The 17,413-nt window shown below is 47.9% G+C and carries 20 protein-coding genes, 1 tRNA gene and 1 rRNA gene; 11 read left to right on the top strand and 11 right to left on the bottom strand.

From position 1 onward, the window contains the following. Positions 1-71 precede the first annotated feature (71 nt). Genes BUB86_RS15480 through BUB86_RS15455 form a run of 6 tightly spaced genes read right to left on the bottom strand, consistent with a single transcriptional unit; the run spans position 72 to position 4,469 of the window. Positions 72-749, bottom strand: a complete 678-nt coding sequence (locus BUB86_RS15480; RefSeq protein ID WP_073211208.1) for a Crp/Fnr family transcriptional regulator — start codon at positions 747-749, stop codon at positions 72-74. Positions 750-757: 8 nt separating this feature from the next. Further along, positions 758-1,783: an FAD:protein FMN transferase gene (locus BUB86_RS15475; RefSeq protein WP_073211205.1), complete on the bottom strand. Its 1,026-nt coding sequence runs from the start codon at positions 1,781-1,783 to the stop codon at positions 758-760. A gap of 6 nt (positions 1,784-1,789) precedes the next feature. Continuing rightward, positions 1,790-2,479 carry a DUF6048 family protein gene (locus BUB86_RS15470; RefSeq protein WP_073211202.1) on the bottom strand — a complete coding sequence of 230 codons (690 nt, stop codon included), beginning with the start codon at positions 2,477-2,479 and terminating at the stop codon, positions 1,790-1,792. Further along, on the bottom strand, positions 2,430-2,945 hold the full coding sequence (locus BUB86_RS15465; RefSeq protein ID WP_254795193.1) for a DUF6452 family protein: 516 nt from the start codon (positions 2,943-2,945) through the stop codon (positions 2,430-2,432). Before BUB86_RS15465 ends, BUB86_RS15470 begins: the two co-directional genes overlap by 50 nt. Next, positions 2,942-3,898 (bottom strand): glycosyltransferase family 2 protein, encoded by a 957-nt coding sequence (locus BUB86_RS15460; RefSeq protein WP_073211199.1) that lies wholly within the window; start codon positions 3,896-3,898, stop codon positions 2,942-2,944. Before BUB86_RS15460 ends, BUB86_RS15465 begins: the two co-directional genes overlap by 4 nt. Before the next feature lie 31 nt (positions 3,899-3,929). After that, positions 3,930-4,469 (bottom strand): DUF4199 domain-containing protein, encoded by a 540-nt coding sequence (locus BUB86_RS15455; RefSeq protein WP_073211196.1) that lies wholly within the window; start codon positions 4,467-4,469, stop codon positions 3,930-3,932. Positions 4,470-4,740: 271 nt separating this feature from the next. Between BUB86_RS15455 and BUB86_RS15450 the strand changes: the two genes are divergently transcribed. After that, a tRNA-Thr gene (locus tag BUB86_RS15450) sits at positions 4,741-4,814 on the top strand. Between the two features lie 119 nt (positions 4,815-4,933). After that, on the top strand, positions 4,934-5,524 hold the full coding sequence (locus BUB86_RS15445) for a peroxiredoxin family protein (RefSeq protein ID WP_081373291.1): 591 nt from the start codon (positions 4,934-4,936) through the stop codon (positions 5,522-5,524). Positions 5,525-5,526: 2 nt separating this feature from the next. Here BUB86_RS15445 and BUB86_RS15440 read toward each other — a convergent pair whose 3' ends face one another. Beyond that, positions 5,527-6,720, bottom strand: a complete 1,194-nt coding sequence (locus BUB86_RS15440; RefSeq protein WP_175549526.1) for a phosphotransferase — start codon at positions 6,718-6,720, stop codon at positions 5,527-5,529. Positions 6,721-6,898: 178 nt separating this feature from the next. Here BUB86_RS15440 and BUB86_RS15435 point away from each other — a divergent pair, with 178 nt between their 5' ends. Beyond that, on the top strand, positions 6,899-7,216 hold the full coding sequence (locus tag BUB86_RS15435) for a heavy metal-binding domain-containing protein (RefSeq protein WP_073211187.1): 318 nt from the start codon (positions 6,899-6,901) through the stop codon (positions 7,214-7,216). A gap of 179 nt (positions 7,217-7,395) precedes the next feature. Here the strand turns inward: BUB86_RS15435 and BUB86_RS15430 are convergent, their stop codons facing one another. Both BUB86_RS15430 and BUB86_RS15425 read right to left on the bottom strand, forming a co-directional pair. Beyond that, positions 7,396-7,788, bottom strand: coding sequence for a (deoxy)nucleoside triphosphate pyrophosphohydrolase (locus BUB86_RS15430; RefSeq protein WP_073211184.1), 393 nt, complete (start codon positions 7,786-7,788; stop codon positions 7,396-7,398). Continuing rightward, positions 7,785-9,860: a DNA/RNA helicase domain-containing protein gene (locus BUB86_RS15425; protein WP_073211181.1), complete on the bottom strand. Its 2,076-nt coding sequence runs from the start codon at positions 9,858-9,860 to the stop codon at positions 7,785-7,787. The genes BUB86_RS15430 and BUB86_RS15425 overlap by 4 nt, the downstream gene beginning before the upstream one ends. Before the next feature lie 348 nt (positions 9,861-10,208). On the opposite strand from BUB86_RS15425, the gene BUB86_RS15420 reads away from it, so the two are divergent. From BUB86_RS15420 to BUB86_RS15400, 7 genes are all read left to right on the top strand, one after another. After that, a complete protein-coding gene (locus tag BUB86_RS15420; protein ID WP_073211179.1) occupies positions 10,209-10,646 on the top strand; it encodes a hypothetical protein in 438 nt (145 codons plus the stop codon). Positions 10,647-10,663: 17 nt separating this feature from the next. Beyond that, positions 10,664-11,125 (top strand): hypothetical protein, encoded by a 462-nt coding sequence (locus tag BUB86_RS15415; protein WP_139261670.1) that lies wholly within the window; start codon positions 10,664-10,666, stop codon positions 11,123-11,125. 3 nt (positions 11,126-11,128) lie between these two features. Further along, positions 11,129-11,971: a VapE domain-containing protein gene (locus BUB86_RS15410; protein ID WP_081373288.1), complete on the top strand. Its 843-nt coding sequence runs from the start codon at positions 11,129-11,131 to the stop codon at positions 11,969-11,971. A gap of 161 nt (positions 11,972-12,132) precedes the next feature. Next, on the top strand, positions 12,133-12,360 hold the full coding sequence (locus BUB86_RS17315) for a hypothetical protein (RefSeq protein WP_139261668.1): 228 nt from the start codon (positions 12,133-12,135) through the stop codon (positions 12,358-12,360). 123 nt (positions 12,361-12,483) lie between these two features. Then, on the top strand, positions 12,484-12,981 hold the full coding sequence (locus BUB86_RS15405; protein WP_073211169.1) for a hypothetical protein: 498 nt from the start codon (positions 12,484-12,486) through the stop codon (positions 12,979-12,981). A 21-nt stretch (positions 12,982-13,002) separates the two neighbouring features. Next, positions 13,003-13,113, top strand: coding sequence for a DUF6486 family protein (locus tag BUB86_RS18075; RefSeq protein WP_254795192.1), 111 nt, complete (start codon positions 13,003-13,005; stop codon positions 13,111-13,113). Beyond that, positions 13,095-13,520, top strand: a complete 426-nt coding sequence (locus BUB86_RS15400; protein ID WP_073211167.1) for an N-acetylmuramoyl-L-alanine amidase — start codon at positions 13,095-13,097, stop codon at positions 13,518-13,520. The genes BUB86_RS18075 and BUB86_RS15400 overlap by 19 nt, the downstream gene beginning before the upstream one ends. 102 nt (positions 13,521-13,622) lie before the next feature. Here BUB86_RS15400 and BUB86_RS15395 read toward each other — a convergent pair whose 3' ends face one another. Beyond that, entirely contained in the window at positions 13,623-14,735 is a 1,113-nt protein-coding gene (locus BUB86_RS15395; protein WP_073211165.1) for an alpha/beta hydrolase-fold protein, read from the bottom strand. Positions 14,736-14,819: 84 nt separating this feature from the next. On the opposite strand from BUB86_RS15395, the gene BUB86_RS15390 reads away from it, so the two are divergent. After that, the gene (locus BUB86_RS15390; protein WP_073211163.1) at positions 14,820-17,036 is read left to right on the top strand and encodes a glycoside hydrolase family 3 C-terminal domain-containing protein; all 2,217 of its coding nucleotides are present in this window, start codon (positions 14,820-14,822) and stop codon (positions 17,034-17,036) included. Between the two features lie 76 nt (positions 17,037-17,112). On the opposite strand, the gene rrf is transcribed toward BUB86_RS15390, so the two are convergent. After that, a 5S ribosomal RNA gene (gene rrf / locus BUB86_RS15385) occupies positions 17,113-17,225 on the bottom strand. Positions 17,226-17,413 lie beyond the last annotated feature (188 nt).

Here is a 17,413-nt window from a genome sequence, read left to right as displayed (position 1 = left end):
GTTACTACAAAAATCCGATACTGAGCAAATCTATGCATTAAAAAAGTTGAAAACGGCCATATTAGCCGTTTCTATTTGGTGTAAAGCAGTCGTTCTAGCTGCTTAATCTCTATTTTTCCTCTACTCAGCGTAATCAGTCCCCTGTACTGCATATCGTTCAACACACGCGACACATTCAGCCTGCTGTCGTTCACTTCTTCAGCCAGTCGTGTCATCAGGATATTAAACACCTTATGCCCAGCAGGATAGTAGGAATGCTGACTCAGAAACCGCACCACGCGCTCCTCGAGCGATTGTGGCTGTCGGTTCCACACCTGCCTCATCTGCTTCTGAGTCTGCGTAGCAAAGTGGTTCATCATGTTCAGTCGGAACACCAGGAAGTCTTCCGTCAGCCTCACCACCTCTTCCTTGTCGATGGTAATGAAGTTCACATCCGTCTGTGCCACAAAGTCGCGGGTGTAGCGCTGGTAGTATCCGAATATCGACTCCAGCTGCACAATGTTTGGCGCTGCCATCTGCTCCTCAACCGAGTAGCCGTAGTCATCAGCGTATGTGCGCACCTTCAGTATGCCGTTTATCAGGAAGTACAACTGGTTGCACGTATCGCCCGCCTTCACCACAGTCTTGCCTGCACCCAGTTTCATAAATCCGAATCGGGTGTGTCCGGCCACTATCTCCAGATCGTCGCGACTCATGCCCTGGAACAAGGGGAATTGTAGCAACTTGTCGAACAACTGCAGTACGGCCATACCTTTATCTACTTCTGTATTTTGCTTTCTAGCGATGCCGAATACCACACGGCATTCTTACCCTCCTCATCGCTATATATCAGATACGCCATCAGCTCCGGGTGCTGCTCCAGCAGTTGCTTTGCCCTCTCCAGTCCCATCACCATAAACGATGTAGCGTATGCATCGGCCACCGCACAACTCTTGGCAAACACCGTTGCCGATAGGATGCTGTGCTGCACAGGATAGCCCGTCTTGGGGTCGATGGTATGTGCATATCTCTTTCCGTCTTTATAGTAGAAGTTGCGATAGTTACCACTGGTAGCCATTGCCTTGTCGGTAATCTTTACAATGTTCTGCACCTCGCTGCCATTACCCGTAGGGTCTTCCACGGGCTTCGATATGCCCACACGCCAAGGCTGGTTCTCAGCATTCACGCCACTGGTCACTATCTCGCCGCCTATCTCTATCATAAAGTTCTTGATGCCCTTGCTGCGCAGCAGTCGTGCCACCACATCGGTGCCATAGCCTTTGGCTATAGCCGAGCAGTCCAGCATCACCCTGTCGTCGGTCTTGGTAATCTTGCCGCCCGATAGCGACACCTTCTGATAGCCTATCATCTGCATCAGGCTGTCCACCTGTTCGCTGGTGGGCCCAATGCCGTTCTTGAATCCGAATCCCCAGGCATTCACCAGCGGGGCCACGGTAATGTCGAAGGCACCATCAGTCTCTTTCGATATCTGCTGGGCCAGATAGAACACATCCTGGAACATGTCGTTCACCTCTACATCCTGATTCTGGTTAACGGCCGTGATAATCGAGTTCTTATTGAATGGCGACAGCGAAGCATCAACCTTAGCCAACTCGGCGTTGATGCTATATGTCAGGTCCGAGTCGCATTGGTACGTGGCGTGGTAGAAGGTTCCAAACACCTTGTCGGCACTCTTCTGGTAGGGCACGTTGCGCTCATGACGTATAATGAGCACTGTTCCCACTATCAGCAGCACCAAGAATGGCAGCTGCCACATCAACTTCTTATTTCTTGTTTGCTGCATAACAGTTTAGATATCTATGATCACGTTGAATGTTCCGCCTAATCGCGTATCGCCGAATTTGCCAAAGCCTGGCACATACCAGGTGTTACCAAACTCGCCTTCCTCGCTGTGGGCTATGCGGCGCTTGTATCTCACGCTCCATCCCAGGTGTACAGGTCCGACTATCTGGGCATCCACACCCACCACTGCCTCCAGCCAGTGGTAGCTGCACTTGGCATCCTTAATACCGAAGTCTGCATCCCACTGCCACACAGGGTCTTGCAGTCCCTGGCGCGCTATGTCTACCTTATACGATGTAAACGCATAGCGCAATCCGCCATACAGTCGGTAAGGCCCATGTTTATCCTTCAGCAGGTTCTTGTCGATACCTATTCTGAAGTAGGGAGCCGAAGTCTTATAATGAATCTTGGTCACCTCATCGTCGTGGTTGGCCTTACCCAATCCAGCCTCAACTATGGGGAACCACTCGTCGTGCAGGTTGATGCGCAGCGCACCCTCATACTGCCCGTTATCGCTCAATGCCATCAAGCCTGCTCCCACCAGGTCGAACGATGCAGCAAAACCACGGAACACAGGCACAGAGTCTTTCTGAAACGAGAAGAACTTCTGAGCCGATGCAGGCACCGATGCCGAAAGCACCACAATGCTAATTGCTGCTCTTAGGATAGAGGTAGAAATGAACTGTCTGAGAGTCATAGGTCACCGATGGATTTTTAATAACTATTGAGTCGATATAGTGTCGCGTAAACTTCACATCAGTAATGGTGTGGAAGAACGCAGCACTGCAGTCAACCGATTCAAAGTGCGGATAGTCTTCTTTCTTAATCCACACCGTGTCGGTTACATGCAGATCCTTGTTGTTGCTATTGTCAAAGTGGAACACCAACACATCCTCAGGATGCTTGTAGCTGATGGGCAGTGTAAACTCTTTCAGTCCGAAGCCCTTGTTATAGAGCGTGGCATCCTGTCCGTCTATCAGCGTAGCCTCTGTGCCATCCTGTCGTGCCGACACCACGGTCATTGTGTCGCTCAGCGCCATCTGTGTCCCAGTGCTGTCGCACACCTGATATAGCGTAGCCACCGTACTCTGCACCGGACAGTCGATCGACGAGCATGCCGCCATCACCACTCCCAGCAACAAGTATGTCAAGCGCTTCATCATATAGTCTCTTCTATTTGGTAGTCATTACGTCCGTTCGACGAACGACTAATCAGGTCGCCTAGGAATCCTGTCAGGAACAGCTGTGTACCCAGGATCATCATCGTCAGTGCGATGTAAAAGAAAGGCGAATTGGTTACCAGTCGCTGCGGAATATGATTAGCCAGGCACCACAACTTGTCGGCACCAATCCAGAAGGCAGCAATGAAACCGATAAAGAACATCACGGTGCCCAGGAATCCGAACACGTGCATAGGCTTCTTGCCGAATGTAGAAAGGAACCACAGCGTGAGCAGATCCAGATAGCCGTTCACAAAGCGGTTCAGTCCCATAAACTTCGACGATCCGTACTTACGCGCCTGGTGCTGAACAACCTTTTCACCAATCTTGTTGAAACCGGCGTTCTTAGCCAGATATGGGATATAACGGTGCATCTCGCCGTATACCTCGATGTTCTTCACCACAGCCTTGCGATAAGCCTTCAGTCCGCAGTTAAAGTCGTGCAGATTCTTGATACCGCTTATCTTGCGCGCTGTAGCATTAAACAACTTGGTGGGTATGGTCTTCGAGATGGGGTCATATCGCTTCTGCTTATAACCACTCACCAGGTCGTAGCCATCTTCCTTAATCATGCGATACAGCTCAGGAATCTCGTCGGGCGAGTCCTGCAGGTCGGCATCCATCGTGATCACCACGTCGCCCTGCGCCTGCTCAAATCCGCAGTACAGCGCTGGACTCTTTCCGTAGTTACGACGGAACTTGATGCCCTTCACCACCTCAGGCTGCTTCTTGTTCAGCTCCTGTATAATCTCCCAAGAGCGGTCGGTAGAGCCGTCGTTGATAAATATCACCTCATAGCTGAAGTTGTTCTGTTTCATCACGCGCTCTATCCATGCATAAAGTTCAGGAATCGATTCATCCTCATTATAAAGAGGTATAACTACTGATATATCCATAATTATTTCAATTTCTCATTATCTCATTATCTCATTTTTGCTCTGCGCTTCTGCGCTGCATAATCAGCCCGATGGGCACACCGAGTATGAATCCCAGCGAGATATTCACGGTTAGTATGTTCAGCGCATAGTCGATAGGGCGTGTGGCAGCCATCTCGGCCAGATACTCGTCAGCCCCCTGAGCCATGCCCAGCTGCTCCATCAGCATCTTACCCTCGTCGCTAGTCAGCATCTTCGAGAACATACTTACCAGATAGCCGTTATCCATATATGCAAAATACAGATACTGAGCCACTGCCAGCAGCACGGCGCCATAGAAGAACACGAAGATAGTATAGGCATAGCTACGTGCGAATGAGATAATGCCCTCCCTACCCTCATCGCGGAATTTCTTGAGTCTGCTTGCTACAAAAAACGGCGTTGTTATTACCATCAGCAATGAAGCCACAGCCATAAACTGGCTGGTCAGTCCCATAATATAGCCCGCAAAACAAGCTATCCACAACAAGGCCAGGAAGAATCCATCCTGACGTGCATAAGCCTTAAGTTGTATATACTCTGGTGCAGTCATTTTAACATTTTACTCTTTCGGGTGCAAAATTAATCATTTTCCTACATATAACGAGGCCTTTATCTAAAAAAATAGTTAAAATCCCAAAACTTTTCACTTTTCACTTTTCACTTTTCACTTTTTTATTGTACCTTTGCACCCGCTTTCAAGCAAATTGATCTTTTTCAACATGGGTAAGTCCTGTACGGCCAGCTCCCTTTGAATCCCCCAGGGTGGGAACGCAGCAAGGGTATTAGGTCGTAGCGGCGCGATGCAGATCGCTTACCCACCCGCCTCTTTAGCTCAGTTGGCCAGAGCACGTGATTTGTAATCTCGGGGTCGTTGGTTCGAATCCGACAAGAGGCTCAAAAACCAAGAAGGACACATTAAAAGGATAGACTTTTCGTCTATCCTTTTTTGTTTTATTCCGAATATATGATTATCTTTGCAGCCGTAAATGTAAATATCATAATATAATAATGTATATGAAGAAGATTACAAAACTACTGCTGGCCCTGCTCGTGATGGGAGCTGTGGCAGCAAAAGCCCAGAGTCCTCAGCAGGACATGGACGATAAGTATGCAACAAGTCTGGTAAAGGTTGGTACAACCGCACCCGATTTCAAGATGAAGACGCCTCAGGGTAAGACCATCCAGCTGTCGAAGATAGCAAAAGGTAAGACCGTAGTGCTCGATTTCTGGGCATCGTGGTGCCCCGATTGCCGCAAGGATGCCCCCGAGGTGGTTCGCCTGTATAATAAGTACCATCAGTATGGCATCGAGTTTATCGGTGTGTCGATGGATACCGATGTAGAAGCGTGGAAGAAGGCTATCGAGAAGTATGGCATTACCTATCCACAGGTTAGCGAGCTGAAGAAGTTTAAGGAGACTGATATTGCCAAGGCGTACGGTGTGAATTGGATTCCATCGATGGTGGTTGTCGGCCCCGACGGACAGGTAAAGCTCTCTACCGTACTTACATACAAGGTTGATAAGTATCTTAAGGAACTCACTACTGGCTCGTATCAGGCAGCAAAGAACTACTTCGACCATGGAGATGGTTGTGAGGCAAACTAGGACTATAGTGCCCAGTCCTTCAGTGTGCTACATACGCCAAGAAGATAGTCGCGGCGGGCTGTGACACACGCATTGAAGCGATCCTGACATTGCTGAATTACTGCCTCTGGGAATGAGTCGCTAAGTGCCAGCCAGCTGTTGCTTCGGATAATGGCCACAGCTGCAATCTGTTCCTTTCGCTGCTCAATGATATCGGCAGGCAGTCCTTCGAAATAATAGTTGATGGTTCGATTCCATAAATCATTACCTAATTCGCGAGGTATTCCGATAACGGCATCGTAGTCGCCCACAAACAGAACCATCGCAGAGTAGGCGTGAGCCAGATCGAGTACAGGATGGCCATAGCCCACCTCGCCCATATCTATCAGCATGAGCTCGTTGTCCTGCATCATAGCGTTCTTTATCTGCAAGTCAAGATGTAGCAGACGGTTACCCTCAGGGATGGCATCGAGAAGCTGGAGTAGGAGGTCGATGCCCTCTTGTGGAAAATAACGGCGTACATGCTGCAGCTGCTCGCGCTCGTGCTCAATGGCATTGGGCACACAGCTGCCAGCTGGTACCTCGATGTCGTGCAGCTGGTGGAATAAGGTAGCATACTGACGTGCAAACTCGTCGATTCGCTCGGGTTGGCGCTTGATGAGCGCACTCAATGTTTCGGCATTAAGTAACTCGTAAACCAGTCCATACTGCGAGCCCACCTTTACCACATCAAACGATATGGCTGTGGGCATGCCAAGCACGAAGGCCTCCTTCGACATGGTTATCTCCTTACGCACCTCGTCCATAGTGGTACCTTCACGAAAGACTTTGATGATGGTGTCGTCATCCACACGATACACGGTTCCTACGCCACCGATACCTATGACCTGACAACCATCAATACTCATCCGACGGAGTGCGCGTTCTACGGTCATAATCTTAACAAACCCCGTCATGCTAAGTACATCGTAGATATCGGTGTTTACACCTATCACCTTGAAATCCTTGAATTGTTTGGCCAATGAAAGCAGAATGCGCAGACCTGAACTCGATAAGTATTCCAGTTGTTCGGCATCTACTGTAAGACTATGGATAGGGCCCGACGTAGCCAAAAACTGGTCGATGTCAGCCTTCGTCTGCATGGAGCACGATGTGTCAAGTCGGCCACATAGTGTTACCTTGGCATAGCCTTCATGTTTTTCAAATTGTACCGTCATAAGCATTTGTTTTTTGTTACTCTGCTGCAAAGATAAACAAATAAACGAATAAAACCGCTTGATATTCGAAAAAAAATGGCTACAAGAACTCGCCCGCCATTCTTTTTTTTATATTCGTTGCAACTTTTGGGGCGGGTGATACGTCTAATAGTTGTAGAACTTTTAAAAAAGCAAGATTATGATTCTATCAACAACTCCAACAATTGAGGGTCACACAATCCGTGAGTATAAGGGTGTGGTGACTGGTGAGACTATTATCGGTGCTAATGCTTTCAAGGATTTCTTTGCAGGAATACGCGACATCGTAGGTGGACGTGCCGGCGGTTATGAGAAAGTGCTGATTGAAGCCAAGGATACATCACTTCATGAGATGATGCAACGCGCACAGGCACTTGGTGCCAATGCCATAGTAGGTATCGACCTTGATTACGAGACCATAGGAGCCAACAGCTCGATGCTCATGGTAGCCGCCAGTGGCACCGCCGTTGTAATCTAAACCAACATTTTTTTCCTAAAAAACTTTCAGATTTCAAATAAAATCATTACCTTTGCACCCGCTTGCGGTGTTTTTTATACGCCCAACGATAATAATTTAGAATATTCTGTTGACAGGCTCGTTGTGAAACGGGCCTGTTTTTTTAATCTTCCGCCGCCATGGGCAAAGATGTTTCTAAACTATTCTATGGATTTTACCAAACAATCCACTACAATTTTATCGGCAGGGAGCCAATCTACAGAGTATATATCAGATAACCTCAACCAACGGGCTGCCTCATGTTCTTTTAATGTTAATTGACCACTCTCTATACTACAAAAAAAACAATGCATTTTAAGATGGAACTTCGGATAGTCATACTCTATCGTAGTAACAAGTCGCTCTACTTGAATACGAGTTTCTAATTCCTCCAAGATTTCCCGTTTCAACGCATCCTCAGGACTTTCCCCGGGTTCCATTTTTCCCCCAGGAAATTCCCATCCATCCTTCATATCTCCGTATCCTCGTTGAGTCGCGAATATACGCCCCTCAGCATCGTATATGATTGCTGCAACTACTTCAATTTGTTTCATATCTCAATGAAGCCAAGCGATTTTAAATAATGGTATGTGCCATTGTAGTACTCTGGCAGACGGGTTGCATCGTCACTATTGCCTTCGGGCACACAGATAACCATTCCCTGACGGGCACGGGTAAGCAACACGCGATAGGCATTGAGTTGATAAGCCTGACGTTCGGACTTCTTAATACGATTCCATCGATTCCCCCCATTAAACTCGTAATAATCCCAACCACCATCAGTATAACGAAAATCTCCATCCCAAACCAAACAGGTCCAATCCAACTCTAATCCTTGAACATCAAACTCGCTTGCAGCATCCTCTAAGAACAATGATGAGCGTACATCATTAGCATCGTCAAGGAACCAATGCACCGTATCGGGCTTGCAGCGCACATCGATGGCCAACGGCTTTAGGCGATAGCCTTTTGAGGATACAAGCAGGCCATAACGCTCAAGTGAACCGCGAGACTTTTGCTTAAGCCAAGCTTTTGCTACATCAAGGTTTCGGGTAATAACAATAGGATAACGCTCGCTTATTTGCTGATAAATCTGACGCACTATAGCAGCATTGCCTTCAAGCAGGTAATGCACCATTCGCGATAGGTTCTCTGCCCTAAAACTTCGCATTGAAACAGCCAAGTGCAAATCAGGCGAGAATACAACGTTTTTATGTTCAGCAAGCATCTCTGCCACTTGACCCTCCGCATATTCCTTGTCGGTAAGTTGGTTAGAAATATACACCTTCCAATCAGGAAAGGTTTCGTTCATAGCCCTAACCCACTCGCCTATTCCGGCTTCACCTGTATTAATTTCTTGTCCGCCACCAACCAAACATACAATTACAGCCCAGTCATCTCGCTGATCGAGCGACCAGATTAGAAATTCGCCCTCAGACATTGGGAAGTCATTAAAGCCTTTCTTACGCTTTAACCATCCTGCGAGGTACTCTTTATCCCACGAACGCTGAGCCTCGTCGAATATAGCAATATTCTCTACTTCGGCATAGCCTGCATTTTTATCACGTAGTTCTTTGGCTGGGTCTATCTCAATCTTTCCATCGCGTACAGGCGTGCGAAGTTTGCCAAGCATCTGGTCGCGATAGCGATGGATAATTTGTATAAACTGCGACACCTCCCGGCGTGCAGCAGTAATATAATAGGTATTACCCTTCTCTTCCTCTTGGCGTTTCTTATCACGTGCCAACGCCTCGGTAAGCACAGCTACAAGCGGGCCATTTCCCGAAAGGTATACAGCCAAATCACGCTTTCCATCGGTTAGTTGCTCCGACTGCTGAATAGCCACATTTAGTCCAACAAGCGTCTTGCCAGCTCCAGGCACACCTGTTACAAAACAAATACTCTTGCCCTTACGAGCCTTAGTCTCACGGATTACTTGCATTACGTAATCTGTAGTTCGTTGCAGTTGTTCGCCTTCAGCTTCGTGGCGCGTTATGTCGACCACACTGTGTTGAGTATATAGTGCGCTTGCTGCCTCTACAATAGTTGGCGTTGGTGCATAGCGGCTACGAATCCAATCTTGTAATGCTACATGGTAATTGATGGTGGGCAGCTGTTGTTGGAGCACCTTAGTAATGACATCGCCTAACGAATCTTTATTGGCCACCATTGGTTCGAAAATACCATCATCGTAATGCGAAAGACGGCAAACTGTTGACGTCTGGTCATTCTCTGTTGGCACCAAAATAGGCACAATCATACGGTCAGCACTGCCTTGATGGAAGTTCTTTAGATCAAGTGCATAATCAAGCACTTGGTCCATATCTGCATGCTTTATTTCATCTTCGCCAGCTTTAAATTCAATTACAAAAACACGTTCACGCAAAAGCAAAACCACATCAATACGTTTACCTATACGCGGAATAGTATATTCGAATGCGATCCAACATGGCTCTGATTTGTAAGCATCAAGAACTTTTTTCATCACTACTATTTCTTCTGCCCAAGCGTTCTTTTGCGTACGAACAGAATCGTACTCGTCGCATCCAGCGAGCTTTCCAAATATCTGGTCATCGCTCTCGCCCAAAAACGTTTGTATATCGGAATAGTAGAAATATCTAGGCATTTAATGCTTATATTTGTGTGCAAAGATATATATTATAATCGATACATCCAAATAAAACAAGGATTATTTGGTTATGTGGAAGAAAATGCGTACTTTTGCAGCCGTGTTCTTACACAACACAAAGATTACTATTCGGTTAGTCGATTAATGCCGTGATGGCATGGGGACAAATAAAAAAGTTTCATGATTATAGGATTTAGAAAGTAATTATTAGGAGGACTGGCAGTGATGCTAGTCCTCATTTTTTATGCTATCATGTAGAAAAATCATTTTGATTTTTGGATAATTGCGATTTCATTCGTTATTTTGCAAATCCAATGAGGAACAGGACTAACAAGACATCAACACATGCTAGACATAGATCCTGAAGAAGTTCACGGACTTCAGGATCTAGTAAGCGCACTGAAGTCCTATAGAAACAGAGATAAGCTTACCATTAAAGAGAATCCACAAAATGAATTTGAGTGGACACTAGATGATTGCATCAAGAAATCGCCTTCATTCCGAGTGTTCTGTCAGGAGGTTCGTCCTGATTATCTTCAGCAACTACTGCCTTTATGCATCGAGCTGGACTATTATCTTAAAGATACATCAACAGGCAACTGCCTGACATTCAATATCGGGAAACACGAGAAAGCCGACATATACCACATATTAATACGCATCTGGGAAGAGTGCTTTGGCAAATATACTTGTATCAAATGGTATTACGAATACATTTCAAAAATAACCAATCTTGCCAACAATAGTGGAGCGGTAAGAAAAACGATTGAACGTAGGAGATAAAAACGCTTGGACAAATAATGGACATTGAGCGGAAATCAAATGGACAAGAAAATTTGGCTGCCAGAATTATTCCCCGTACTTTTGCACCCGCAAGTAATTATTCAAATACATACAATATGAATAATAACGAAGAACTAATTTCATTGTTGAAGCGTTTGCACGAAAAGCTGCATCAAGCAGACGATAACAAGCAAAGCAGCGCTGTGGTAATTCTGCCCGCATCATTACGTACAGCAAGGGCAAAGGAAATATGGAAGAAAGCACAAGATGCAGGGTATATAGACGAGAATTACCAGCCACTCTTAACCAGGACCCAAGCAGCCGTATTCGCTTACGAGATGGCGGCAAAGCTAAAGATTCGAAATAAGTGGAAAATCTTTGAAAGTTTTTGGAATCGAAGCAACATGCGGAGCAACTACTATCGGGCCCTCTATCAGCAACAGTATTCCGACTTTGTCGATGAGCTAAAAAAACTTTAATTTATAATAATTTGTAGGCAGTGCGTAGGCAGGTCAGGCATCTACAAAACTACCTGGTTTGCCAACCTGCTTCCACCCGAACTGAAACAGTATTTCCACTCGAATACCAGCTTTGGCAACATGACAAAGGACGAGGTGCTGAAACTGTCGAAATACGGACTGATATGCTGCGAAGAGCTCGACACAATGAAGCCTGCTGAGATGAACCGACTGAAGTGGGCCGTAACTACCGTGGTTACCGACGAGCGTAAGCCCTATGCCCACAACTCTGAACGTCGCAAGCATATAGCCACCTACTGCGGCACGGGCAATAACCTGCAGTTTATCGACGACGACACCGGCACACGCCGATGGTTGCCATTCGAGGTGATGAGCATACGTTCACCACACGAATACCGCATACACCATGATGAAATATTTGCACAGGCATATAAGCTATACCTGAGCGGATTCCAGTATTGGTTCAACGATGAGGAAATGAAGTTGGTAGCGCGCCATAACGAACGCTTCGAAGTGGCCAAGCAAGAGCGCGAACTAATCAGCAAATACTATCGTCTGCCACACGATGGCGAGCCTGGCATATTTGTAAGATCTACCGAGATTATGCAGACCATAGGCGGACTGCTTACCAACCAACTGACCAAGAACAAGCTGGGACGTGCCATGACGGCCTTAGGCTTTGAAAGCGTGCGCTCGCATGGACAGCGCGGCTACATTGTAGTAGAATACTCTGCCGAGGAAATTAAGCACAACAGGAGTGTGCTGGCCTATGATGCCAAGCCCGAAGAAGAGACTACGGCTATAACCGGAAAAGAGATATTTGACACAAATGACACAATATTCTGAAACTTTCTCATGCGTACCGCGCACGTGTATACGGTACGCACGTAAAATCCTTAAAAAATTGTGTCAATACGTCAAACACAATATTGCAAGAGAATAAAGCCTCTAAACTATATGAATGGAGGCTCTAAAGCAATAGTATTAAACCTTTAAACTTATCAAATATGGACAACAGAGCATTTCACAAATCAGAACTGGCCCAGATGGCTGGTGTATCGTATTCATCGTTCTTCAGATTTCTTTGCACCCGTCGCAAAGAGCTAACTGCCATGGGCAGTCCGGTGAGAGCACAAATTGTAAGGGGCAAGGTGCTAAATTACATCTGCAAAGAATATAACATACAGCTACCTGATGCTGAGCCGGAAATAAAGAAACACGAGAAATTCAGATAATTATTCGTCAAAGATTGCCAAAGTTCGTCAAAGATGGTCAGTATGCATTCAAAATGTAGTATCTTTGCAAATGCATTCCGGATGCAACAAATCACTCATTATTCACAATTAAAAATTTACATTATGCCAGTATTAATTAAAGTCTATCAGAACAAAATCAAGGAGGCTAAATCGTTCGGGAAGTGGTACGGTCGTGTGGCTTCAACCAAGACCATGAGCTACCAGGAGCTGTGTAAGCACATGAGCGAACACAACTCTGTATACGGAGAGGATGTATGTCTGGGCGTGGCCAACAAGCTGCAGAGCTGTATTCTTGAGCAGTTGCTTGAAGGCAAAAAGGTACAGTTTGGCGATCTGGGCACCTTCTATCTCTCACTCTCCAGCAGTGGTGTTGACAAAGAAGAGGATTTCAACCTCGGACTGTGCATCAAGGGCCTTTACCTGTGCTTTGCACCTAGTCGTACCGATGTCAACAATCTGTCATCGAAGATGCTCAAGCAGAAGGCTTCGTTCATGAATGTGAAGGACCTGGCTGGCAGCCATACTGCCAACTCAGGTGCCGACAACGATGACGAAGACGACGGCCCAACAGGCGGCTACCCCCCTAACCCCGGCGATTAATTAACTTAAATTTTGGAGCGAATGATTAAGATTAGATGGACTCAGGTTGCTAAGGTCCTTAAACTTACTGCAACGGTTATCACTACCATCATTACAACATTAGCTGTACAGTCATGCGGACCATTACTCTGATTGTTGTTCACTGTTCAGCAGTAAAGCCCGATCAGCAGAGCTCGGCCGCTCAGATTGACTCGTGGCACCGCGAGCGAGGCTTTCACCTCGGCATCGGTTACCACTACGTGATCCGTCGTAACGGAGATATTGAGCCAGGCCGCCCCGAATGGTTGATTGGCGCCCACTGCCAGAACCACAACAAGTACTCCATTGGGGTGTGCTACGAGGGCGGACTGAACGTCCGTGGACAACCCGCCGACACGCGTACGGCTGAGCAGAAGGCCACCATGCGCAGACTGCTAGAACACCTACACCAGCGCTACCCCCGCGCAGTGATAGTTGGGCATCGCGATTTAAATCCCCAGAAGGCCTGCCCTTGCTTCGATGCCGCCCGCGAATACGCCGACCTCCAGCCCAAGCTGTAAAAAAAAAGAATCCCCTGTTGGTATCAAAAAAACTGCAGGGGATTCTGCTTTACTGTTTGCATTTTTTTTGCAGTGTTACAGTTCTAATCTTGTTAGTAAATCCTACTTCTTGAAGAGATACTGTGCGAATTCGTGCAGGGATTTGCGCCATACTTGCCACTCGTGATCGCCAGGGTATGAATTAAACTTCACCTCAACCCCACCATCACGCATCTTCTTCACAATGTCGCGTGTGTAGCTGATGCGCGGATCCTGCTCACCACAGCTCACAAATAACACATCAAGCTGCCGATTAAACGTCTTAGTATCACTAAGCATGCCAGGCACCTCTTTCTCCAGATCGATATTCGCTGCACCTGCAATACCACCAAACATACCTGTTGAGAAGACGCCTACGTTGGCAAACACCTCGGGCGAACGCAGACCGATGTAGAACGACTGTCCGCCGCCCATCGACAGTCCGCACATGGCGCGACTCTTGCGATCCTTCTTCACACGGAAGTTCTTTTCTACAAATGGTATCACATTATCTATCAGCTCGCTGCGGAAGTTCTGCATGCCCTGCCAGCTGTAGCCGCCACCAAAGCCGCCGTTACGCGCGCGTACATTACTATTAGCACTTACCACAATCATTGGCACAGCCTTGCCTGCAGCTATCAGATTGTCCATGATCTGTGCCGTGCGGCCCTGTTCCATCCAGCCATGATGATCCTCGCCACCACCATGCTGTATATATACCACGGGATACTTCTGCTTACCCTCGTCGTAACCTGCAGGGGTGTAAACCATCAGCGGGCGCCAGGCCTTATCCACCTCCGAATAATAATGCATGATGCGCACCTGACCGTGAGGCACTGCCTGCACCTCGAAGTCGTCCATGCCAGCCTCAGGCACATCGATGGCACTCGACCATCGGCCGCAACCATAGAACGACGGACTGGCTGGGTCGGCTACCGACACACCGTCGATAATCAGCGAATAATAGTGGAATCCGGGCACCTGCGAGTTCGACGTCACCTTCCAGATGCCGTCAGCGCCCTTGATCATGTCGTACTTGGTGCCGCACAGGTCTACCTGCACCTTCTGTGCCTCGGGGGCTTTTACAGTAAACTCTACCTTGTTGTCGCTCAGCAGTTTAGGTACTATCTGAGCTACTACCTGAGTGTAGCAAATAGCCGAAAAAACACCGGCTAATATCCATCTAACAGTTCTCATATGATTTAATTGATTAATTTTTCTGCAAAGATAGTGATTATTACGAAATTATCGTTATATTTGCACCAAAATTAACAATGCTTTATGTTTAAAACTAGTATTACAACCATCGCCTTCGCGATATTATCAATGACTGCTGCCACATCTAAGGCACAATCTTATCCAACACGTCTTCTGGATCACGAGTCACAGATCAACGACATCATCAAGGGCATGACTCTTGAGGAGAAAATCAACATGCTGCATGGCAAGAACATGTTCTCGTCGGCAGGTATCCCCCGACTGGGTATTGCCGATATGGAATATGCCGATGGCCCGTTTGGCATTCGCGAGGAGATGGAGCCCCACTCCTGGAACTCTGCCCACCTCACCACCGATTCGGCCACGTTCTTTCCTACCGGCTCTGCCCTGGCTGCCACATGGAGCACCGACATGGCCTATGCCTACGGTAGGGGCATGAGCCGCGAGGCCCGTTTGCGTGGCAAGGATATGATTCTGGGACCGGCCATCAACATACAGCGCATACCCACAGGTGGTCGAACCTACGAGTATCTGAGCGAGGATCCGCTGCTGAGCGGTATGCTGGCAGTGGCCTACACCCGTGGAGCACAGGACGACGGCACTGCCGTATGCCTGAAGCACTATGCCCTGAATAATCAGGAGGACTATCGCGGCTTTGTGGATGTGCGCATATCCGACCGTGCCATGCATGAGATTTACCTGCGCCCATTCGAGATGGCTGTGCGCGAGGCCGACGCATGGGGCCTGATGGCTGCATATAATAAGGTGAACGGGCGCTGGTGCTCGGAGAACATGCAACTGCAGACTACCATTCTGCGCCAGCAGTGGGGATTCCCCGGTATGATTATCAGCGACTGGGGCGGCGTTCATTCTACCGTAGATGCTGTTACCACTGGCATGAACGTAGAGATGCCAGGCAGCCGATATATGGGTAAAGCCCTGCTCGACTCGGTCAAGGCCGGAAAAGTGAGCGAAGCTGTTATCAACCAGCGTGTTCGCGAGATTCTGCGCGTACGCCTCACCGTCAAACCGATAGATAAGGCCGTTGCCAATACGAAACCCGTGGGCAATGCCGAGGAGATGGCTACAGCCCTCGAGATAGCACGAAGGTCGATCGTATTGCTCAAGAACGATCAGCTGCTACCTATCGATGCTAAACATGTAAAGCGTATTGCTGTGGTAGGCGAAAATGCCATCACTAAGATGGCCCTCGGTGGAGTTGGTGCAGGCGTGAAAACCCGTTGCGAGATAACACCACTCGAAGGTCTGCAGGCAGCACTGCCCGCTAACATCAAGCTGACCTATGTGCCTGGCTATAAGAGCTTTGATCGCGAGAGCCGCAGTAAGCGACTGAGTCCGCAGCAGCCGGCCGACAAAAAACTGATGGCCGAGGCTGTGAAAGCTGCCAAGAAGGTCGATCTGGTGATATTCTTTGCCGGCGACAACCGCGAGGTGGAGACTGAGGGTTCCGATCGCAAGAGCATCACGCTGCCCTCAGGCCAGGACGAACTAGCCACAGCACTAGCCAAGGCCAACAAGCGCATGGTAACCGTGATTGTTTCCGGCGGTCCTGTTGATGTGTCAACTGTCAGCCCCGCTTCAGGTGCACTGTTAGTATCATGGTTCAACGGCTCTATGGGTGGTAAGGCTATTGCCGAGGTGCTAACAGGCCAGATCTCACCATCGGGCAAGTTGCCTATGACGTGGCCCTGCCGTCTGGAAGATGTGCCTGCCTATGCCACAGGCTCGTATCCACAGAAACTTGAGAACAACAACCAGAATGATATCTTTGTCGACATCACCCGCAACCGCAGTAATGAGCGACGCCAGCAGCTGATAGCCAACTATACCGAGGAAGAAATGGTAGGCTACCGCTGGTACGACGACAAGCCGGCCCCTGTGGCTTACCCCTTTGGTTTCGGTCTGTCGTATGCACAGTTCGACTACAGCAACCTGCAGGTTACTGCTACGGCCGATGGGTTAGATGTAAGTTTTGTATTGACCAACAAGTCTAGTCGTGATGCAGAAGAGGTTTCTCAGGTATATGTATCGCGCCCCGAATCGCATATCGCGCGCCCTGTTAAGGAGCTCAAGGGCTTCCGCCGCATCGCCTTGAAGGCCGGTCAGCAGCAAAAAGTCACCATCCCAGTACGCCGCACCGACCTATGCCATTGGGACGCACCCGCTCAAACCTGGATGCTAGAGCCCGGCATTATCCAAGTAAAAGTAGGTGGCTCATCAGATTATCTGCCATTAAGCAAAGATTTTGATTTGAAATAAACTCCCCTCCTCCCAAGAGGAGGGGAAAACGAAAAAGCCCCGAGGAAATGAATCCTCGAGGCTTCTCTTTTAAAAAAGACGGCGGCTTCCTACTCTCCCGCATTGCATTGCAGTACCATCGGCGCAGGTGGGCTTAACTTCTCTGTTCGGAATGGGAAGAGGTGGGACCCCACTGCAATAACCACCTGATAAATCTTATCTAGCATCACTAGCATCACTAGCATCACTAGTATGGGATTGACAGTGTCGACACAAGAACTGAAGTAATTACTTCTATTAGAAACAACTACATCTGATAATATCAGCATGAAGCGAAAGATCTCGGGCAATTAGTAGTGCTCGGCTTTGACGTCACCGTCTTTACACCTGCACCCTAT

The sequence above is a fragment of the Xylanibacter ruminicola genome, from assembly GCF_900142525.1.
Classification (GTDB): Bacteria; Bacteroidota; Bacteroidia; order Bacteroidales; family Bacteroidaceae; genus Prevotella; species Prevotella ruminicola_A.
This window is presented reverse-complemented; position numbering and strand designations above follow the sequence as displayed.